At 59.6% G+C, this 21,943-nt stretch carries 15 protein-coding genes; all 15 read right to left on the reverse strand.

Going from position 1 to position 21,943, the window contains the following annotated elements; translation table 11 throughout:
• Positions 1-11: 11 nt before the first annotated feature.
• The gene (gene tssA, locus QLG07_RS06085) at positions 12-1,607 is read right to left on the reverse strand and encodes a type VI secretion system protein TssA (protein WP_282468762.1); all 1,596 of its coding nucleotides are present in this window, start codon (positions 1,605-1,607) and stop codon (positions 12-14) included.
• The gene (locus QLG07_RS06090; protein ID WP_282468763.1) at positions 1,604-4,990 is read right to left on the reverse strand and encodes an ImcF-related family protein; all 3,387 of its coding nucleotides are present in this window, start codon (positions 4,988-4,990) and stop codon (positions 1,604-1,606) included. The genes tssA and QLG07_RS06090 overlap by 4 nt, the downstream gene beginning before the upstream one ends.
• On the reverse strand, positions 4,987-6,168 hold the full coding sequence (locus QLG07_RS06095; protein ID WP_282468764.1) for a hypothetical protein: 1,182 nt from the start codon (positions 6,166-6,168) through the stop codon (positions 4,987-4,989). The genes QLG07_RS06090 and QLG07_RS06095 overlap by 4 nt, the downstream gene beginning before the upstream one ends.
• 41 nt (positions 6,169-6,209) lie before the next feature.
• Positions 6,210-7,133 (reverse strand): DUF4123 domain-containing protein, encoded by a 924-nt coding sequence (locus QLG07_RS06100; RefSeq protein ID WP_282468765.1) that lies wholly within the window; start codon positions 7,131-7,133, stop codon positions 6,210-6,212.
• Between the two features lie 353 nt (positions 7,134-7,486).
• Complete coding sequence (locus QLG07_RS06105) at positions 7,487-8,467, reverse strand: putative type VI secretion system effector (protein ID WP_282468766.1); 981 nt, start codon at positions 8,465-8,467, stop codon at positions 7,487-7,489.
• The gene (locus QLG07_RS06110) at positions 8,464-8,727 is read right to left on the reverse strand and encodes a hypothetical protein (RefSeq protein WP_230048384.1); all 264 of its coding nucleotides are present in this window, start codon (positions 8,725-8,727) and stop codon (positions 8,464-8,466) included. Before QLG07_RS06110 ends, QLG07_RS06105 begins: the two co-directional genes overlap by 4 nt.
• Before the next feature lie 235 nt (positions 8,728-8,962).
• A complete protein-coding gene (locus QLG07_RS06115) occupies positions 8,963-9,916 on the reverse strand; it encodes a putative type VI secretion system effector (protein WP_282468767.1) in 954 nt (317 codons plus the stop codon).
• Positions 9,913-11,061 carry a T6SS effector BTH_I2691 family protein gene (locus tag QLG07_RS06120; RefSeq protein WP_282468768.1) on the reverse strand — a complete coding sequence of 383 codons (1,149 nt, stop codon included), beginning with the start codon at positions 11,059-11,061 and terminating at the stop codon, positions 9,913-9,915. The genes QLG07_RS06115 and QLG07_RS06120 overlap by 4 nt, the downstream gene beginning before the upstream one ends.
• Positions 11,062-11,157: 96 nt before the next feature.
• On the reverse strand, positions 11,158-12,093 hold the full coding sequence (locus QLG07_RS06125) for a putative type VI secretion system effector (protein WP_282468769.1): 936 nt from the start codon (positions 12,091-12,093) through the stop codon (positions 11,158-11,160).
• Positions 12,094-12,203: 110 nt separating this feature from the next.
• Positions 12,204-13,175, reverse strand: a complete 972-nt coding sequence (locus QLG07_RS06130) for a putative type VI secretion system effector (RefSeq protein ID WP_282468770.1) — start codon at positions 13,173-13,175, stop codon at positions 12,204-12,206.
• Positions 13,172-15,934, reverse strand: a complete 2,763-nt coding sequence (locus tag QLG07_RS06135; RefSeq protein ID WP_282468771.1) for a T6SS effector BTH_I2691 family protein — start codon at positions 15,932-15,934, stop codon at positions 13,172-13,174. Before QLG07_RS06135 ends, QLG07_RS06130 begins: the two co-directional genes overlap by 4 nt.
• An 18-nt stretch (positions 15,935-15,952) precedes the next feature.
• Positions 15,953-16,219: a PAAR domain-containing protein gene (locus QLG07_RS06140; protein ID WP_230048378.1), complete on the reverse strand. Its 267-nt coding sequence runs from the start codon at positions 16,217-16,219 to the stop codon at positions 15,953-15,955.
• A 15-nt stretch (positions 16,220-16,234) separates the two neighbouring features.
• The gene (gene vgrG, locus QLG07_RS06145; protein ID WP_282468772.1) at positions 16,235-18,613 is read right to left on the reverse strand and encodes a type VI secretion system Vgr family protein; all 2,379 of its coding nucleotides are present in this window, start codon (positions 18,611-18,613) and stop codon (positions 16,235-16,237) included.
• Complete coding sequence (gene tssH / locus QLG07_RS06150) at positions 18,610-21,264, reverse strand: type VI secretion system ATPase TssH (protein WP_282468773.1); 2,655 nt, start codon at positions 21,262-21,264, stop codon at positions 18,610-18,612. Before tssH ends, vgrG begins: the two co-directional genes overlap by 4 nt.
• Before the next feature lie 187 nt (positions 21,265-21,451).
• Positions 21,452-21,943, reverse strand: a complete 492-nt coding sequence (locus QLG07_RS06155; protein ID WP_099754210.1) for an Hcp family type VI secretion system effector — start codon at positions 21,941-21,943, stop codon at positions 21,452-21,454.

Below are 21,943 nucleotides of genomic sequence, written 5' to 3' on the forward strand. Positions count from 1 at the left end.
GGAGGAAGTCATTAACTGCAAAGTACCGCCGCACGCGCCGGGTCAAGGCTGATTAAGCCACTCAGCAGCGCGTCCATTTCCGGCTGAATGCGGGTTTTGTCCGTTTCGCTGCGCGAGGCTTTGATGCGCAGCAGCTTTAACCGCCGCGCCCGCACCTCAAACAACAGGGCTGGCGACCAGTGCTGCAGCGTCAGGGTCTGCGCGTTGCTGTCCAGTTCACCGAGCAGGTGGAACGCCAGATCGTGACGGGCATACTGCTCCGCCACCCGCGCCATCAGCAGGCGCATCAGCCACTGGTCGCGCAGCGAAGTCATGCCCGGGCGCGACTGTAGCCAGCCAAACGCGGCTTCAATGCCGTCGCTGTCGGCCAGCGCCAGCAGTTCCGGCTCCAGCAGCAGCACCTCTTCATCACTGTGCGATGCCACTGTCACCGCCTCCGCCCCCCAGCCGCCCGGGTTATCCATCACCTGCTGATTGATCCAGTTCAGCGTCACTTCATCAGCAAACGGCGTACCGTCGTTAAACGCCAGCGCCTCCAGACCCGGTAGCCGCGACAGCAGGCCTTGCACATCGCGGCAGAGAATATCGGCACGCGCGCTGTCGGCATCCAGCTTCGCCAGCGCCTGCCAGGTGTACCACTGTAAGTCCAGCCACAGGTGGTTGACGCCCTGGGCATACAGACTGTCGGCCTGCTCCAGCAGCTCCATCCAGCTCTGCTGCAGGTAAAGGCGCTTGAGGTGAGCACGGTGATCCGGCTTCGGCGGTGCGAGGCGGGTGCGTCCGCTGGCATCAAGCGGCGGCAGCTCGGTCAGCGTATCCCAGCGAATGCTTTTCATCAGGTGATGCCCGGCCAGCCAGCCGCCGGGCTGGTCGCGCAGGTAGCCCGCCAGCATTTTCGCCTGGTCGAGCAGATCGCGGCCGGAACTTACGGCGGTCATCAGCGGGGCGGCGGCAGAGGGTGCAGCCACGGGCGCAGCGTCATCGCGGCTGGTCTGCGGCACCATGCTGTCTGCCCCGCCGCTCTGCGCCAGGCGGTTTTCCAGCGCCACGCACAGGCCGGTGAGCTGCGGACGGTGTTCTTCGGCAAACGGCTGCATCGCCTGCTGCGCCAGCAGCAGCGCGCCGGTGATACGCTGCATGGCGGCCATATCCACCTCCGGGTAGAGCGACAGGCTGTCGAGCACGCGCCCGCTGCCGAGCCACTCCAGTGCGGACGTGCGGCTGCGCTCGCGCTGTGGGTGCAGCTGCACGCCGAAGCGCTGCAGCATCGCGGCCAGCAGCTCCAGCCCTTCCGCCAGCCCGGCCTCGCCGTCCTGATGCAGACGCGCCCAGATGTAGAAGGTCACCACGCGCAGATCCTTGCTGGCCGTGGTCAGCAGCTTCTCCGCCAGCTGGCAGATCAGCGCGGTATCAATGCCTGAGAGCTTGTTGACCTCTTCGCGTATGCGCTGAAAGTCATCATCATAGCCGGGCTCGTCTCCCGTTGGCTGCGGCTCACTCAGCGGCAGCAGCCAGGCGTTCCAGTCATCTGCCCGCGCCTGCGCCAGCTGGATCAGCGCGCCTTCTTCAGCGCGGCAGGCGGTGACTAAGTTTTGTAAGGTTGTCATTCAGATTCTCCCTCAGGGACGGGTGGCTCATCATCATTGCCCGCAAGCGCCTGGGCCGCCTGCGCGGCATCAACGCTGAATATCTCCTGCGGCAGGGTAAAATTACGCAGCTGCAGCAGCTGTAACGGGCCGCTGCCGAGCTGTGAGCGCAGTACCCACTGCAGGGTGCTGCCGTCCGGCGTGCTGAAGCTCATCATCCACTCGCCACGGTCGAGCTGGCGGCGTTTGCCCTGCTCCAGCCAGCGGATAAGCCCCCAGGTGCCGCTGTAGTCGCCAAACAGCCTGGCTCCCGCGCTGGCGGTGCTCCAGGTGAGCAGGGTTCCGGGCTTGAAGGTGTCGCCCGGCCAGCGGAAGGTCTGCCACTGCGCCATCTGGTTGAAGTACTTCTGCTGCTGGCCGTCGATGGTCAGCTGGGTCTGCACCACCCCCGGCGCCGGGCGCGCCTGCAGCTCAAAGCTGATGCCCTGGCTGCCGTCGGTGAACAGCACGTCCGACAGCTGGCTGAGCTGGTTGAGCGCTTTGATAAACGCCGGGTTAAAGGTCAGCCCCTGGCTGTTGGTGCGGTCCGCCACCCACTGGCTGCCCTCCTTGTGCAGCACGCCGCCCAGCTCCGCGCTGAGGAAGCGCTCAATGCGCCCGCTGTCCTTGCGCAGAAACTCGGCCAGCATCGGCAGCGAGGCGTCGTTATTACTGGCGGCAAACGGGTAGCGCCCGTCAAAGGCCCCGTGCCACAGCGCCACCACCGAGCGCGCCCATTTGTCATTCAGGCTGGCGGCAGACGGCTGCAGCACCGTCTCCCACGCCTGGGTCAGCGGCTGCACGAACATCGTCTGGCCGAAGCCGCTCCACTCCTCGCCAAGGCTGGCGGCAATCAGGCTGCCGTACTGGCGGGTGTCGGTCAGGTCAACGCTTTTGCCCTGAAACACGGTTTGCGCCAGCGTCTGCATCATCTCCTGCGGGTCCGAACTGCCCGCCACCTGCTGCAGGCGCAGGCGCACGCGGGTGATGCGCGTCAGGTACGTCTGCAGGCTCAGGCTGTCGTCGCCGGACAGCGCATTTGCGGCTTTGTTGCGGCCCATCAGCGTCAGCAGCGGGCCGAAGGTCTCGTCAAGCGGCCCCTGGGGACCGGCGGCGCCCTGGTCAATCACCGGTTTTTTGCTGCTGCCCACCAGCTCCTGTGCCGATTTCATCAGCGAGTCCGCCAGCGCCTCGCTCTTCTGCCCCGCCTGCCCCTGCCACGCCAGGGTGTTCATCAGCGCAATCAGCGGCGACTGGCGCACGTCGCTCATCAGCGTCAGCTGGTCGGTAACGTCGGCGATGTTGGCCGCCGGGTTGAGGCGCAGGCCGTTGAGGAAGTTGAGCCAGCTGCCGGCAAAGTCGGTAAAGTAGCGCCGGGTCAGCCGCTCCTTCAGCGCTTCCGGCGACAGGTCGGCGGTCACGCGCGAGCGGCTGTCGCTCAGCACCCAGTCAATCTCATCGCGGCGTGATTTGGCCGCGCTCTCAATCGCCTGCTGCACGCCGCCCTCCCACGCCTGGCGGGTAAACATGCCCGGCACGATCTCATCGGTGGTGAACAGGCGGCGGGCGTCGGTACCGTTGGTCATATCCTCCAGCGTGACGTCGGCAAAGTTGCGGCGTACTGATTTCAGCATGTTTTCATACAGCGTGCTTTCGGCGTTGCGGCGGCCTATCTGCTGCAGCAGCACCTGGCGGGTCTGGCTGACCCGCTGCGGGTCCGGGGTGATTTTCCATTGCGGCTGGTGCGGCAGTTCACTGATGTAAAACGCCCAAAGGTCCGGCGCCAGGCTCTGCCACAGGCCGGGCGAGATGCCGTTGCGGGTCGGCTGCACCGTGTTCATCACCTGCGCGTAAAATGCGCCGTCGACCTTATCCGGGCGCGCCATCATCAGCCACGCCTTCAGCTGGTCATAGCCTGGCCGGGCGCGCTCTGCACGCTGCGGGCTGTTGGGCGGCAGGTCGGCCAGCGCGCTCAGCTGCTGCTGCAGCGCGGCGCTGGCCGGGTCGCGCAGCAGGCGGTTATTTGCCACGCCGTACCACGGCATCATCGCCTCCAGCAGCGGCGTATTGTGGTCGAGGCCGAAGCGCTGGTACCACGGCGAGCCATCCTGGTGGCGGTGTTTAAGCAGCCCGGCGTCGTTGCGCAGCGCATGCAGGGCGGTAAGCTGGCGGTCGGACACCGCCGGAGCCTGCACCAGCGCGCGCGCCTTCTCCGCCACGCTGACAATCTGGCTACGGTTAAGCGCGAAGGAGAGCAGTAGCCCCGCGCCCCACAGGCCGATAACGGCCATCAGCGCCCAGGCCAGCGTCTGCTGCCACGGCAGGCCGACGCGGCGGCCGGACTGACGGCGGCAGGCCGCCACAATGCCGCCCCAGCCGTTAGAAAGGATCAGCGCATGGTCGTGGCGGGTGGCAACGTCACTGGAGGACGGCTGGCTGAACATCAGGCCGCGCAGCGGAATGCGCGCCTGCTGGGTGGTCAGCCAGCCGCTCAGGCGCTGCTGCCACTGCAGGCTTTCGCCCTGCTCCAGCTCGCTGCCCAGCCGCAGCAGGAAGTCATGGGAGAGGTGTTGCGCAATCTGCGCCATGCCCTGCTCACGCAGCTGCGGAACCAGGCTGTCGAGCTGCTGGCTGACCTCTTCCGGCCGCGCGCGCGCGGAAAACAGCGCGCCGACCGTCTGCTGCTCGCGCCCATCCTGCGGCCACTCGCTGCCGCGCAGCTGCCACAGCCAGACCGGGGGCTGCCAGCGCAGGGCCTGTGAGATATTCTCCAGGCTGCGCAGGCCGTTATCCTGCATCTGCGGGGCCATCAGCTGGCCGTCTGCCAGCACCCAGACAATGCCGTCCAGCGGGCGGCCGCGGCGCAGCTGGCGCAGCGCGGCGAGTTTTTCACCGTCCGGCGCGGCGCTCAGGCTGCCGCCGTCAATCAGCACGGTGCGCTGCCCTTCCAGCCACTGCTGCTCCTGCAGCCCGGGGACCAGCGCGGCGCGCGCGGCATCGTCGCCAACGACCAGCAGCAGGCGCACTTTGTAGCGCCAGAGCAGGTGGTAGCGGGTGCGGAGGTAAGCGTTTAGGTCGTAATAAAAAGCTCCCGACTTGCTTTTACCACCTGGTTCAGCTTTTATATTTTTTCCTTTCAGAGAGGAAAAATGGAGAGTTTTTTGGTGCGCGGAAATGCCAAAACTCAGTAACCCCAAAAGGATAATCAGCAATGCCATTACTGACATCCAAAGAGTTAACTTTTCTTTGGTCGTCACCCAGCCAAATTCAGGGCCGTAGGTAATACAAGCAACGTAAACAATCGCCCCGGTCAAAATAATAAACAAGGCCAGACTGAGCAATCTTATTTTCGTGGCAGAGTTCATAGTAGATCCCCCACAACATCGACTGGTGACTGAGGGGCAATCAGTGAAAACAGAAATCCGTCACTATTTTTACTAACCATTAGTTGACTTCTGTTTGATGCCTTACAAACATCTGAAAGATAACAAAGAGATAGCCAGGCGTGCTTATCATCTTGAACTCCGAATATCATACCCAAGTCCTTTATAGAAAAAACCCATTCCCTTGACAACGAATTAGCTGCCTTCTTTAACTCACTGGTAATCAGGGCAATATCTTGCTCACTCACACCACAAAAATTAATAGCTGACGCAAGGCATATGTCAGGTTGATATGTTACTAGTAATAACAAACCCTGCTTTAAATCCCCGCGCGTACAAAACATGGGCCTGTAAACAACTGATTGTGCTTTGGGAGAGTTAAATACTGAGAAAATATTAAGCGATGCAAACTCAGTAGAGTTATTACTTGACACTGCCACACCCGACAAGTTAACACTTAGCACAATTGTTATCTTATCATTAATACCGTCATCAATAGTTTCAATAAATGAATCCCACAACCCTGAACTGTAGAAATCATGGCTAACTATTTTTTCCTCACGAAAGCCACATTCTAACCAGGCTGACTTGAAAAATGAAAAACTCAAAGGATTGGCACTATTAATAAAAATTATTCTAAAAGATAACCTGTCATCAATCTCTTTAATCACGGCGCGCACAGAGGACAATAATTCGATGTATATTTCAATTTCTTTATACCTTCCGCTCTCACCTTGATGTAACGATAGTAGTTGAGATGTATGTACATCGAAAGCAGAGTTGTTAATTACAGATTGTATATCAATTACTTCCGGCGAGAAAAAACGATAACCATTAATGCAAGCCCGCTTGCTGGCCCAACGGATCCATTGCTGCTTAATTTTCTCAGACTCCGCCTTGCAGGCTTCATAGACCGTGAGTTGAACACTATAAATATAAGCCTTAAATGATAGCAATATCAAAAATACAATTACCAACACCCCATATAAAAAAATCACAGCACTTGATAAATTATCAACATATCCTGAATATAAATAATTCACTCCACATATCGAAACCCCAAGCAAAACACACAAAAATAAAAATAATAACAAATACCGTTTCCAGTTTAACCTCTTTACTTCATTAACTTCATTGATAACTCCAACAGGCCAGTTCATTACCCACTCCAATTATTAATTTTATTTTCTCGCAAAACCAGCTAATGAGCAGAAAAAACCACGCTCCTAAAATAGGTTTGCAGCTCTTTTTTTTCTGATAACTCCTGTAGAATATCACCATCATTGCACCCTTCGATAACTCGCGGTGAAAACATCAACACACCAACACCAAAGCTCACAATATTTTCATTCAGGGAAAACGTCTCAACATAGAAATTTAAAGCTGGAAACAACCACTGCCACGCTTGCTTTTCAGAAACACGAGAAAATAATTTATTACCCCGGTAATTAAGTAATATTTTATTCACAAGAGCGATATAATGCATTTTCTCCCACTCGGCACTGGTCATACCCAGTGAAAAATCGAGTTTAGGGAGGCCGTCACCACCACCTGATTTCGTGCAGAACTCACCATCACCATTAATATAAGACCAGGTGATGATATTTTTAAGCAATCGTCTGGTTTGCCATGAATCTAAAAAATTATCAATATTTCCAAAAACCCCAGGGTCGTAAAACCTGAAGATAGCACTGGAGCCACAACTAATCTGCTGAATGGATGAGTGAGAAATCTCTCTACCTAAATCTTCAATTGTCAAACATGAGTTGATCCACGCGCAGACCTTTCTTCCATTGCCAGCCTTAAGCGATTCCGGAACGATCTCGTCAAGAGAATGCTGGATACTTAACTTTAGTAAAGCCAAATCTTCGATACTATCCTGATTAATCTTAATCAGTAACAATTCTGCGACACCATCAAGATCCGGATGGGGGAACTGCACGCGAAGGGAATTAACCCCACCTACTCGCTCGATAAAAGGACTTTCTTCATCTCGACGATTAACTGTAAAATCAATAAGAAGATAGAGCCCACCAATATTTACAACCCTTTCACTCAGCAAACAATTTATTTCTTCTAGTTTTTTTAATGCAGATTTCGCCGAGAAATCATAGTTAGTTATCATATTAGTCCCTTAGTGAAATTATTACCTGCGGCCCTTGAAGGTATTTTAGGAATATCATCTTTCATTTTTTGAAAGCATGCCTCTAAATGCATCATCTGGTACCCTATAACCCGCGGCAGGGTCTGGTTGCGGTATGCCTCCACCCCGAAGTACTCGCTGCTGAACGACTCCAGCCGCCCGCTGACTTTCTCCAGCCGCCCGTGAGGCCGCAGCACCGGGCGCGGCGGCAGGGCGCGCGTCTACTGCTATCCGAAGTATTCATAAGATCTCCCTGAAGGCACTATCGAGCGCTTTACGCTGTTCATCCATGATGACTAAATCGATTTATTAATCTTTAACATCAGATCACTCGTTCAGTAGTAGTACCAGTTTTCAATGGAGAAGGTTTTTCGCGTCGGAAGAAACGGCCTGTCCTTATGCCACGGCGAATACCACAGCCCTTTTTTCTTAAGCTCTTTTTCGCGCGCGCGAGTGATTTTCGCCAGATTGATGCGTGCCACATCTTCCATTCCAAGGACGGTGAATATTTCCTCAGCAAGCCGACAGGCGGTGGGGGCATAGGCTTTATAGGCAGAGAGCGCCATCAGGCCTGTCAGGCCTAAAGACATGACTAAAAACATTAGCCCAATAATTAAATAATCATCCAGCTTCATTGGTCCATTATTATAAGCGTGTAGAGCAGCCACAAAGGCAACCATACTGAGCAGCACTGCCGTCAGAATAAACAGATTTCTGAACCTTACCCAGCCCTCCGCAATATGGCCCCGGTCGCAGCGAGGGCAGACCGAAATAATCCGCTCCTGCGGCAGCGCGATGGCGTACACCTCGTAGTGGTCATCCCGCCACTCCGCCACCATTTCCACCTCATCCCCGGTCTGCAGCTGCGTCATACCCACCCAGCCCCGGAACGGCCTGCCGTTAATGCTGCCCTGCACGTATTCGGCGGTATTTTTATCCGAGTTGGTAATTGAACCGTCCGCCAGCAGTAATCCGGCTGCGGGGCTACCGGCCAGAATGGCCTCAGCCGCCCCGGCACCGCGCTGCGCACCCGAAACGCGCGGCAGGGTATGGTTGCGGTACGCCTCCACCCCGAAGTACTCCCGGAAGCACTCGCTGCTGAACGACTCCAGCCGCCCGCTGATTTTCTCCAGCCGACCGTAAGGCGGCAGCACCGGGCGCGGTGGCAGGGCGCGCGTCCACTCCCGTTTATTCATCAGGGCAATTTCTTCGGCGGTACGCAGCTCCTGCAGGTTTTCTGCAACTTTCCTCGAACCTGAATCTCTCACTTTTCGGGAAAACTGCTCCCCGGTAAGCTTGTCTCGCATTCTGCTCATAATACCTCCCTGATGGCGCTTTCCAGCGCCTTACGCTGTTCATTCCAGCGCTTGTCCGGCGGTTGAGTACCAAACACGCACTGGCGGCACCACACCTGCAGATCGTTACCCTCAATCAGCGTCACCACCATCTGCAGCGGTACGATGGCCACCTGCACCTCCCACGTCATCAGCACGGCAAGAATACGGATCCCGAAAATTTCCATCTGCAGTTTTTTGGTGGTTGCTGCGGCTGTGGCCGCAAGGCCATCCGCAAACATCGACCAGTATCAGGTGAACATCCCCGCCCTCGCAATTGCCCGCCAGGACCTGCGACACCGACGCACTGTTCCGGTTCTGTTTCCGGCCAGGGTTTAATAGGCAACCCTCTTTTCAGGATTGATTCAGTGGTAATGCCCCCCATCCGGAACGTTTTTCTGGCGGGACACAGCGGCTTATCCTTGAGCCACGTAGAATACCGCTGCCCTTTTATTCTGCTTAACGTTGTAAATAAACTCAGTAGTAAAACCAGTTCTCATCGGAATAAATAAATTTCTGGCTGGGTACCGGGATCTGCTCTTTATCATCAGGTGAATGCCATTGTCCTGTTTTTTTTAGTTCACGCTCTCGTCTCGACGTGAACTTTTTCAGGTTAACTCTCTCCACATCATGTCTGCCAAACAGAGTAAATATCTCCTCTGCCAGGCGGCAAGTTGTGGGCACATAGGCTTTATAGGCGGACAGTGCAATCAACCCGGAGATAAACATAGATATGAATAAAAACATCCATCCTGATGAAATTATATATTTTAATGTCGATATATCACCATTTAAATATCCAATTACAAATACAGCACTCATACCAAAAACAATAACCGCTGTTAAAATGAGCATATTTCTGACTCGTAACCAGCCCTCCGCAATATGGCCCCGGTCGCAGCCCGGACAGACCGAGACAATTCTCTCCTGCGGCAGCGCGATGGCATACACCTCGTAGTGATCGTCCCGCCACTCCGCCGCCATCTCCACGCTGTCACCTGCCTGCAGCCGCGTCATTCCCACCCAGCCACGGAACGGCCTGCCGTTAATGCTCCCTTGCACGTATTCGGCATACTCTTTCTGCGACCTGGTAATGGTGCTGCTCACCAGCAGCCCCCCTGCCGCCGGGCTGCCCGCAAGCACCGCCTCAGCGGCTCCGGCCCCCCGCTGCGCGTCTGAAATGCGCGGCAGCGTATTGTTGCGGTAAGCCTGCACCCCGAAATACTCGCTGAAGCACTCGCTGCTGAACGACTCCAGCCGACCGCTGACCTTTTCCAGCCGCCCGTAAGGCGGCAGCACCGGGCGCGGCGGCAGGGCGCGCGTCCATTCCCGACCGTTCATCAGGGCTATCTCCTTCTGGGTTCGCAGGTCCGAAATGACTTCCGGCCTGGCAAAACGATAGCTTGGTGATGGCGCTTTTTGTTCCGTCATATAATCTCCTTAAAAGCCGCATCCAGCGCCTTTCTCTGTTCATTCCAGCTCTTATCCGCCGGTTCAATACCAAACACGCAATGCCGGCACCACACCTGCAGGTCGTTATCCTCAATCAGCGTCACCACCACTTGCAGCAGCACGATGGCCACCTGCACCTCCCACGTCATCAGCACGGCAAGAATGCGGATCCCGAAGATTTCCACTTGCAGGCTTTTGGTGATCGCTGCGGCTGTTTTAACAGCGTACTTATTATCAAATACTTCCAGCAGTGTTCCGGTATATTTAACCCCAGTAAGCAAATCCAAGACTCCCTTCGTAAACATAATCCCTGCCAGCATTGAACGCTGCTTCTCCAGCTCTGAGCTGACGGCCAGACCGTCCGTATACAGCGACCAGCCTGAGGAGAGCATCCCCGCCGCCGCTCCCAGCCCCTTCACCGTCGCTACCGTGACCGCACCCGCCTTCAGGCCGCCCTCCACCGCCGGCGTCACCAGCGCCAGCGTCTGCGATACCACCGCCAGCCCGCTCGCCACCACCCCCGACAGCGGCTTGCGGTCATCCCGCAACTGGCTGCACAGCCACACAAAGTCCAGCGCGTTCAGCACCAGCAGCAGCGCGCCGATACGCGCCTCCTTCAGCTTCGACCGCCCCTCCTCCGACTGCAGCCAGTCGTCAAGACCGCTGCGCATCGCCTGACGGCTGCGCATCACCTCCGCCTGCGGCGTCATAAACCGCCGCGCGCTGCCAAAACCCGCCAGCACCCGCGCGCGCATCTCCGGCGCGCCGCGCAGGTAGCTCTTCACCATCGCCTCCACCGTCTCCAGCGGAATGCCCGCCCGCACGTGCAGCACCATCCTGAACACCGTCGTCGCCAGCGTCTCGCCCACCGCGCTTACCCGCAGGCTCTGGGTGATGCGATCACCCACCGTCACGACAAACGCGTCTGCCCGGTACAGCCGCTGCTCCAGCAGGCTGGCGTTCGCCTCCAGCGCCTTCGACTGGGCCTTCGTCGCGCTGCCGTAATACCCCGTCAGCTTTTTCAGCACCGCCGCCTGCGCCATTATCCAGCTCACCGTCGCGTCCGACGACGCCGCGCTCACCTCCTCGTCCTGCCGCGCCTTCACCGCAAACCGGTAGAACATCCCCGCCCTCGGCGTGCCAGGCCCTGCGACACTGCCGCACGCTCCGGCTCTGTTTACGGCCAAGGTTAAACAGGCAACCCTCTTTTCAGGATTGATTCAGTAGTAATACCAACCTTCCATCCGGAACGTTTTGCTGGCGGGACACAGCGGCTTATCCTTGAGCCAAGGTGAATACCACTGCCCTTTTTTCTTCAGCTCTTTTTCGCGTGCCTTTGTCACTTTCCCCAGATTTATACGGGTTACATCCTTCATACCCATAACACTGAATACTTCTTCAGCTAACCGGCAGGTTGTAGGTGCATAACCTTTATAAGCAGAGAGAGACATAAGCCCCGAAATACAGAGTGCTATAAATAAAAACATCCATCCTGAAGAAATAATATATTTCAAGGTCGATATATCACCATTAAAATATCCAATAACGAAAACAGCGCCCATCCCAACAATAATGATTGCTGTTAAAATAAACATATTTCTTAAACGAATCCAAGCTTCAGAGATGTGACCCCGACTACAACCTGGGCAGACTGAAATTATCCGCTCCTGCGGCAGCGCGATGGCATACACCGCATAGTGATCGTCACGCCACTCCGCCACCATATCCACCTCATCCCCGACCTGCAGCTGCGTCATCCCCACCCAGCCCCGGAACGGCCTGCCGTTAATGCTGCCCTGCACGTACTCGCCGTAACTTTTATCTGAATCCGTCAATGAGCCACTCGCCAGCAGCGTCCCTGCCGCCGGGCTGCCCGTAAGAACGGCCTCAGCCGCCCCGGCGCCGCGCTGCGCGTCTGAAACGCGCGGCAGCGTATTGTTGCGGTACGCCTCCACCCCAAAGTACTCCCGGAAGCACTCGCTGCTGAACGACTCCAGCCGACCGCTGACCTTCTCCAGCCGACCGTAAGGCGGCAGCACCGGGCGTGGCGGCAGGGCGCGCGTCCATTCCCGCTTATTCATCAGGGCAATTTCTTCGGCGGTGCGCAGGTCCTGCAGGTTCTCAGCGCGCTTAAATCGCTTTTCCGTATTCAGCATATTTTCTTCCTTCGCAGAATCGCCTTAAATGCTTCATCCAGCACCCTGCGCTGCTCTTCCATGTACGGCCAAAGATTTTTTACTCAACCACTTCATCATTATATTTATGTTCAGTAGTAGTACCAGTTTTCACCAAAGAACGTTTTCCTCGTTGGGGATAGCGGTCTGTCATTAAATAATGGCGAATACCACAGCCCTTTTTTCTTAAGCTCTTTTTCGCGCGCGCGAGTGGTTTTCCGCAGATTGATGCGTGCCACATCTTCCATTCCAAGGACGGTGAATATTTCCTCAGCAAGCCGACAGGCGGTGGGAGCATAAGCTTTATAGGCTGAGAGCGCCATCAGTCCTGTCAGGCCTAAAGACATGACTAAAAACATTTGCCCAATAATTAAATAATCATCCAGCTTCATTGGTCCATTATTATAAGCGTGTAGAGCAGCCACAAAGGCAACCATACTGAGCAGCACAGCCGTCAGAATAAACAGATTTCTGAACCTTACCCAGCCCTCCGCAATATGGCCCCGGTCGCAGCCCGGACAGACCGAGACAATTCGCTCCTGCGGCAGCGCGATGGCGTACACCTCGTAGTGGTCATCCCGCCACTCCGCCGCCATCTCCACGCTGTCGCCTGCCTGCAGGCGCGTCATTCCCACCCAGCCCCGGAACGACCTGCCGTTAATGCTGCCCTGCACATATTCAGCGTATTCCTTTTCAGACTCGGTGATTGAGCCGCTTACCAGCAGCGCCCCTGCCGCCGGGCTGCCCGCAAGCACCGCCTCAGCCGCCCCGGCCCCGCGCTGCGCATCCGAAACGCGCGGCAGCGTATTGTTGCGGTAAGCCTGCACCCCGAAATACTCGCTGAAGCACTCGCTGCTGAACGACTCCAGCCGACCGCTGACCTTTTCCAGCCGACCGTAAGGCGGCAGCACCGGTCGTGGCGGCAGGGCGCGCGTCCATTCCCGCTTATTCATCAGGGCAATTTCTTCAGCGGTGCGCAGCTCCTGTAGATTTTCATCTGCTTTACGATAACCCCACCTTCTGTATTTCCATCCAAAACGATTACTGCTATCCGAAGTATTCATAAGATCTCCCTGAAGGCACTATCGAGCGCTTTACGCTGTTCATTCCAGCTCTTATCCGACGGTTCATTACCAAACACGCACTGGCGGCACCACACCTGCAGGTCGTTATCCTCAATCAGCGTCACCACCACCTGCAGTAGCACGATGGCCACCTGCACCTCCCACGTCATCAGTACGGTAAGAATGCGGATCCCGAATATTGGATATGCTAAAAATTTATCAACACCCCGAGAAATACTTTTTGCACCAAGTGTCCCAAGCAGCGTTCCGGTATATTTCGCCGCCGTCAGCCCGTCGGTCAACGTTTTGAGCCCATAGACACCCATCAGCGCATAACGCTGCTTTTTCCTCTCTGCATCAATGGCATCCCAGTCCGTATACAGCGACCAGCCTGAGGAGAGCATCCCCGCCGCCGCTCCCAGCCCCTTCACCGTCGCTACCGTGACCGCACCCGCCTTCAGGCCGCCCTCCACCGCCGGCGTCACCAGCGCCAGCGTCTGCGACACCACCGCCAGCCCGCTCGCCACCACCCCCGACAGCGGCTTGCGGTCATCCCTGAACTCGCTGCACAGCCACACAAAGTCCAGCGCGTTAAGCACCAGCAGCAGCGCGCCGATACGCGCCTCCTTCAGCTTCGACCGCCCCTCCTCCGACTGCAGCCAGTCGTCTAGACCACTGCGCATCGCCTGACGGCTGCGCATCACCTCCGCCTGCGGCGTCATAAACCGCCGCGCGCTGCCAAAACCCGTCAGCACCCGCGCGCGCATCTCCGGCGCGCCGCGCAGGTAGCTCTTCACCATCGCCTCCACCGCCTCCAGCGGAATGCCCGCCCGCACGTGCAGCACCATCCTGAACACCGTCGTCGCCAGCGTCTCGCCCACCGCGCTCACCCGCAGGCTCTGCGTGATGCGGTCACCCACCGTCACGACAAACGCGTCTGCCCGGTACAGCCGCTGCTCCAGCAGGCTGGCGTTCGCCTCCAGCGCCTTCGACTGGGCCTTCGTCGCGCTGCCGTAATACCCCGTCAGCTTTTTCAGCACCGCCGCCTGCGCCATTATCCAGCTCACCGTTTCGTCCGACGACGCCGCGCTCACCTCCTCGTCCTGCCGCGCCTTCACCGCACCCAGCAGCGGCATCAGCCCCGCCATCACTTCCGGGTCACCCGCCGCGATATGCCGCCACAGCAGGTTGCCGCGGCTCAGCGTGCTGTACTCGCGCAGCCAGCGCCCCAGCAGCGACGAGCCCTGCGCCGACCGATCTATCCCGTGCAGGCACATCGTCACCGCAGACTGGTAGAACATCCCCGCCCTCGGCACGCCGCAGCAGAGGTCCTCCAGCGTGGCCAGCAGCAGCGGTGCCTCCAGCCAGTTCACCACGCTGACCACCCGCGCCTGGTACAGTGCCTCCACCTCCCGGCCCAGCCGCTCGCAGCACGCGCTGAAGTTATCCAGCCGCGCCTGGCTGAGGTACTGTTTGTAAGGCGCCCAGTCGCGCGCGCAGTTGTCCGCCAGGTTCTGCGGCACCGCCGCACGCTCCCGCTCCACGTCGGCGCATATCGCCGCCACCCGGCGGCGGTGCGCCGCCAGCGGCTCCGGCGGGCTGTCCAGCAGCGCCCGCACGTGCTCTGAGGAGACGTTCTGCCCGCGCCAGGATGCCAGCAGCCGGGTGTCCTCGCGCACTTGCGCCAGCACCTCCGGCTTATCCTGGTAAATCCGCTCCAGGCTGCGCTGCCGCGCGGTCAGGGCCGGTTCGGCAATCAGCAGCTCGCCGCCCTCGGCGTTGCGCTCCAGCACCCGCTCGCCGCGCGCCTGCATCATGTTCCCCAGCGTGGTCTGCAGCATCTCCAGGTTCAGCCGCGTGCCCAGCTCCCGCTCCCGCTCCTGCTCAAACTGCGCCTGCCGACCCCGCGCCTCCATGCACCAGCCGTTCAGCTCGTGCGCGATGCCCACCGCATCCCACAGCGGCAGCAGCATCGGCACGCTGCCCGGAGTGTCGCCGCTGCGCGCCTGCATGCGCTCCACCGTCGCACGCCCCTGACCGCCGCGGCCAGACGCCCAGGGGTAGAGCGTGGACTGCGCACGGACTACCTCACTGTTTATCCGCCAGCCGTCATCCGCGCCCGGCACTGCACTCAGCGCCGGCGCACGGCTCACCTCCGGTATCTGCCCGTCCGGGCCGGGCAGCAGCCCGGTCACGCCCGGCAGCGGGTACTCCGGTACGCAAGCCAGCGCCGCTTCGGTCGCGGGAAGCCCCGGGCCGGAGCGCAGCCCCTTCAGCCACGCGCCCGGGCTTATCCGCTGCATGCGTTCCCCGCGCGCATCCGCGTCACCGGCGTAGCGCGCCAGGGTCTGCTCCTCCCACGGATACTGGCTGAAGGCAAACCACAGGTCGCCGCTCTTTTCGGGCGAAGGGATGCAGATGAATGTGACGTTAAGTGGATTGTGCACGCCCGAACGGCAGTCCGGCTCACGGATAGCCTCCGGGTGCGCCGGGGAAAACTGTAGCCACAGCGAGCCGTCCTCCGCCACGCTGTAGCACTGCCAGCCGCCACCCTCTGCGCCTTTTTCGTTAAAGAGATAGAGGTAGCCCTGGCGCAGCACGCGCAGCACGTATTTCTCACCGTTCGCCAGCTTCACGCCGGTCACTTTTGCGTCATCCGCCCCGGCGGGCAACGCCGCCGGGAAGCTTCCCGGCACAACCGCGTAGCGCAGGGGCAGGATGGCAAGCCCCTCTGAGGTACACTGATTGTTGCAGCTCATGATGAATTCCTTTTCCGGTTAGCCGTTATAAAAAGATGAACCTGCCAGAACCCGATGATCCGGGCACTGACAAAGTACCCGGTCCTGATCCTGAACAAGAAGAGTACCTTCGCTGATAACACCCTTTGCCGTGCCCTGTAGTGGGAAATTCCCCTTACATTCGGAGCAGCTTGCCAGGTCATTGTTTTGTGCAACCGGCTTTCCTGCGCTGTAATAATTGGAAGTTGCCGTGATGACCTTTCCAAAGGTCGTGTTGTCACCAGACATCGCCAGTTTTTTAGTCACTCAGATTCTCCTTTATCACGACGGCCCAAGCAGAAGCCCGACCGACTGATTCTGCGCTGCGGTCAGGATACCCGGCCGGCAACCTTTGGCCAGGTTCAGTTCAGCGTTGAGCTGTGCAGATGGCTGTTGCTGTACGGCGATGCACTTGAGGGTGACATTTTTTCCTGTTCCCATTTCAATGCCTTTTTCGCTTAATTTCAGGTAAGAGCCGCCGCAGTTAAGGAAAATTTCCTTCTGCGCCGTGATAACAACGCGGTCTTCTGCGCTGGAAACAGTCAACTGCTGCCTGGCGAACAAGTTAAGTGCATCCGACTGGGCCTGAATGTCTACTTTGCCCTCTGCAGCGAAGATTTTGATCCCGAGTTTATGTGCGAAAAAGCTCAGGACCTCTCCAGCGGCTAACGAAAAGCGCTTCACCACGCTGAGATCGGCATTTTTGCCCGCTGTGGCAATCAAATTTTCTCCTGCCGACAGCTGTAAACTTGCAGGCGTGACCTGAGCAATACCTCCGGGTGCAGACATGAGTATTGCCTGCTGTTTGAGAGCATCCAAAGCATCGCTCATCAGCGTGGTTTGCGTTTTCAAATCGGCCAGTTCGGCTTTTGCTGCTTCGGCCGCATGCAGCAACCCTGCTGTGGTTTGCCGGGCAGCGTTAAGTTCCTGCAGTGCTGCCTGCATCTCCAGCTGCTGGCCCTGTGCCTTCTGCTGGCCGTCGGCGGTGATAAACAGCCCTTTCTCCGCACGGAGGGTGCCCCAGCTGTCGCTGCGCAGCTCAAACCCTTCGCCGCGCTTCTGCTTCTCGCTGTCCACCAGGTGGCCGAGATTAAGCTGGCTTTTGCCGCCGTACTCGGTGCTGAGCTTGATATGCTCCTGGCCCGCCGTATCGTCGAGGCGCAGCTTATTGTTTTTCGGCGTGCGCAGCACGTTGCGCTTGTAGTTGCGGATGGTGACGTGGTCGCCGTGCGCCGAGTCGTGCAGCACCCCGGCAATGTACGGGCGGTCCGGGTTGCCATGCTCAAAGGCTATCGCCACCTCAGTACCTGCCAGCAGCGGCAGGTGCAGGCCGTAGGTGTCGCCCGCATAGGGGCGCGCCTGGCGTACCCACAGGCTTTCAAAGCCGGTTTCCCAGCCCGCGCGGTCAAACAGCATGTTGACGCGATAGCGCCCGTCGCGGTCAATATGGCCGTAGGCGTCGTTCACCGTGGTACTGGTGACGCGCGCCGGCAGGGTTCCCGCCATCACCGGGTGCGGCAGCGGCACCGGGCGGAAGCCGTAGCGGCTGTTGAGCGGGATGCCGTCAAAGGCGGTTTCAAAGCTGCGGTCGCGCCGCGCGGTGCTGACGATGGCGGTGACCAGCACGCCGCTCTGGAATACCTCACTGACATCCTCCCCGCCGCTGACCTTCAGCTCACTGCCGGGGGCCAGCGCCGGGCAGCTGGTCACTGCCGCCACCCGCGTCTGGCCGTTCAGGTAGCGTTCGTGGCGCAGGCGGGCATAGAACGCGCCGCTCTCCGGGGCCGGGTTATGGCTGTAGCCGTCGCCCGGCGTCAGGTAGTTGTCCGCCCAGCGATAGGACTCACCGTAGGTGGTGTCGTCGCCGCCGGTGACGTCGGCCTGCACGTTCATATCTTCTAGGGCGTTGCGGTAGTTGTAGTCGCGCCCGCTGACGCTTTTCTCCACCACCGCAAAGCGGCTGGCGAGGTCCCACACCGAGTCGCTGGCCGCGTCGTGCATGCCGGAAGGCGGCACGGCGGGCAGCGTCAGCCCCTGCACATGGCCCTGCCTGCCGTCGTAAAACTCCACCACGTCGATATGCAGGCGGGTGTCGGTGGTGAAGCGGAACCAGATGCCGACCTCGCCCAGCAGGCGGGTAATAAACGCCAGGTCGTCCTCGCCGTACTGCATCACCTGCTCGCGGCGCGGGTACGCGTTGTTGAGGGTGAAAACAAAGTCCTGCCCGCGCATCCCGTGGCGCTCGCGCAGGATTTTTTCCACAATCTGCGGCACCGACATATCCTGATAGATGGCGTTCTGACGGCTGCGCGACAGCAGCGCCAGGCGCGGCTGCAGGGTGACGGCGTAGTGGGTCTGGTCGGCGCTGGTGCTGAGGCGCTCAAAGCCGGTCACCACGCCCTGCACCACGCGCACCGGCTGCTGGATCTTAATGCCCCAGCTCTGGTCAACCGGGGCCTGCAGGGTCAGCGAGGCCGCTTTCATCAGCATCGCCTCGCGGGTGATGGCATGGTCGGCGCTGGTGAACTCAATGCGCCAGCGGAACGGCTCGCTCAGGCGCTCCTCCCCCTTAAACGCCAGCACGTCGGGCCGGGACTGACAGTCACGCACCGCCAGCAGGTGGTGACTATGGCTGAAAAAAGAGATCGGGTTTTTGCTCATGATTCACTTTCCTCTGTGTTAGCAAATTCCAGCACGATGCCTTCCTCGTCGTGCCAGTCGAGCGTCAGCCGCTGCGGCTTCTGTTTTGCCGCCATCTGCAGCAGCAGCTGCTGGCTCAGCACCGGCAGGATCTGCTGGTTCAGCAGGCTGTCGACGTTGCGCGCCCCTGTGTCCGGCAGCAGGCAGGCGGCGGTCAGCGCCGCTGACAGGCCATCGCCCACGGTGGTTTTCAGGCCGTAGTGGCGCGCCAGGCGCTGGCTCACCTGGTTGAGCTTCATGCCAACGATGGTGCGCATCGCTTCTTCGGTCAGCGGGCGGTAAATCACCGTCTGGAAGCGCGCCAGCAGCGCGGGCTGGAAGTGGTCGCGCAGCGTCGGGCGCAGCAATTCCTGCAGGTCCGCTTCCGTGGCTTGCGGCTGCTGCTCCAGCAGCTGCATGATGGCGTCGCTGCCGAGGTTGGAGGTCATCAGGATCACGGTGTTGCGAAAATCGATTTCGCGCCCCTCGCCGTCGCGCATAAAACCGCGGTCAAACACCTGGTAGAACAGGTTCAGCACGTCGCGGTGCGCCTTCTCGACCTCATCGAGCAGCACCACGCTGTAAGGGCGCTTGCGCACCGCCTCGGTGAGGATGCCGCCCTGGCCGTAGCCGACGTAGCCCGGCGGCGAGCCCTTCAGCTGCGAGACGGTGTGCGCCTCCTGGTATTCGGAGAGGTTGATGGTGATCAGCGACTTCTCGCCGCCGTACAGCACGTCCGCCAGCGCCAGCGCGCTCTCGGTTTTGCCGGTGCCGCTCGGGCCGACCAGCAGGAACACCCCCTGCGGCCCGTTCTCAGAGGTCAGGCCGGTTTTGGCGGCGCGCAGGCGCCGGGCGATGGCGCTGAGCGAGGCGTCCTGGCCGACCACGCGCCTGCCGATTTCTTCCTCAAGGCTCAGCAGCTCGCTCTGCTCGTCCTTCATCAGCGAGGAGAGCGGCACCCCGGTCCAGTCGGCAATCACGTTGGCAACGGTGCGGGCATCGACGTCGACCTGAATCAGCGCGTCCTGCTGCTGCAGCGCCGCAAGCTGCTGCTGAACAGCGGCAATCTGCGCCTGCGGCTGCTGGTTCTGGCGGCTGCTTATCAGCTGCTGCGCCACTTCCTGCTGCGCGGCAAAATGCGCTTCCTGCTGCGCGCGCTGGCCTTCCAGCCCGCTGCGGGTGGCGGCGATGGCGGCGAGACGCTCGTCGTGCTTATCGCTGCCCGCGGCCATGTCATCGCGCAGGGCTTGCTCCTCCAGCGTCAGCGAGGTAACGCGCGCGTTCAGCAGGGTGATGGCCTCCGGCACGGTGTCGAGGCTCATGCGCACGCGCGCGGCGGCGGTGTCCAGCAGGTCGACCGCCTTATCCGGCAGCTGGCGGCCCGTCAGGTAGCGGCGCGACAGGGTCACCGCCGCTTTTACGGCGTCGTCGCTGATGTGTACGCCGTGGTGCTGCGCGTAGCGCGACTTCAGGCCGCGCAGCATCAGGCAGGCAGTCTCATCGTCCGGCTCGTCAACTTTCACCATCTGGAAGCGGCGCTCCAGCGCGGCGTCCTTCTCGAAGTACTGCTTGTACTCGCTCCAGGTGGTGGCGGCGATGGTGCGCAGTTCGCCGCGCGCCAGCGCCGGTTTCAGCAGGTTGGCGGCGTCGGCCCCGCCCGCCTGGTTGCCCGCGCCGATAATGGTGTGCGCCTCGTCGATAAACAGCAGCACCGGGGTCGGCGACTGCTGCACCGCCTCAATCACGTTTTTCAGGCGCTGCTCGAATTCGCCCTTCACGCCCGCCCCGGCCTGCAAAAGACCGAGGTCGAGGGTGCGTAGCGAAACGGTTTTCAGGCTGTCCGGCACGTTACCCTGCGCAATGCGCAGCGCCAGCCCCTCGACCAGCGCGGTTTTGCCGACGCCCGGCTCGCCGACCAGAATCGGGTTATTCTTGCGGCGGCGCGAGAGGATATCGACCATCTGGCGGATTTCGCTGTCGCGGCCAAACACCGGGTCGATGCTTCCCGCCTGCGCTTTGGCGGTGACGTCGAGGGTGAATTTGTCCAGTGCGGCCTGCAGCGCCTCGCTCAGCGCGCTGCCGTCGGCCGGGGTGACCTGCGCATCCACCTCGCCCAGGGTTGATGGAGCCTGGCTCAGGCTCTCCTGCTGCTGCACTTCCGGGCGCTCGTCGGACTGCGCGTCCAGCAGCGGGCGCAGGCGCTCCAGCTGGGGGCGCGTCAGGCTCAGCAGTGGCCACAGCCCTTCGCAGCCGACCAGCGACGGCTTGTCGGTCAGTGCCGCCAGCAGGTGATGGCTGCGGATGTGGGCGTCGTCATCCTCCAGCGAGGCAATCAGCCAGGCCTGCTTAATCAGCGCCAGCAGGGAGTCGGCGAGCTGCGGGCGGGTGCGCACCGAGCGCGGCACGTTGTCCAGCCAGCACAGTAACTCCTGCCAGATGCCGTCCATGTCCCACTCGTAGCGGCGCGCCAGTACGGTGATGTCGCCCTCACCCTGCTCCAGCAGCTTGAGTAGCCAGTGCTCAATGCGGATTTCACTGTGGGCGCGGGTCTGGCACAGCGAGGCGGCGGCCTCCAGCGCGCGGGCGCAGAACGGGTTTAAGCGACGTAGCAGGACGGCTGACTGGTTTTCCATATCGGGTTCTCTCTTCCGTAGTTAATCAGGTTCGGACACGCTACCGCCCGTCGCTGTTCCTTTCAGTCAGGAACCCGAAGCGCATCAGGTCAAAAGGCAGCAGGTTGTCGGGTTGTTTGCTGAGCCGCCACGCGGGTAGCGGCTCAGCAAACAAAACGGCAGGCGGCGAACCGCCTGCCGTGAGTCATCAAGCGGTGGTGCGTTCATTCCACGAATCGGAATGAATAATGTTGCCGTCTTTGTAGGTCCAGGTGATTTTTTCGTAGCGCAGCTCAATCTCTTCCAGATGGTTGTGCTTCTCTTTGGACGGATCCTTGATGTCGTGCATTTTCGGCGCGACCTTCACCAGCTTGACGTTCTCAAGTTTGGTGTTGAAGTACTCCACTTCCTGACCGGCGTCGTTGATTTTGTACCACTTGAACTCGGCAGATTTCAGGGTCTGACCGGTGGTCACCGCCTTGTAGAGATACGGGCTGGAAGAGTCGATCTCCTTGGTGAACATGAACGGCGTGTGCACGCGGGTACCGGTCAGCTTGCCGGTGTTGTTATCGGTCGGGATGTACAGGTTATGTTCCTGTGCCACCACTTCGATGCTGCCTTCACGATCTTTCACATCCACGGAACCTTTGATGTCCGCACCGCCGTCGTCTTTCAGCCACAGATATACTGGAATTGCCAT

It is taken from the genome of Erwinia sp. V90_4 (assembly GCF_029967685.1).
In the GTDB taxonomy this organism is placed as follows: Bacteria; Pseudomonadota; Gammaproteobacteria; order Enterobacterales; family Enterobacteriaceae; genus Erwinia; species Erwinia aphidicola.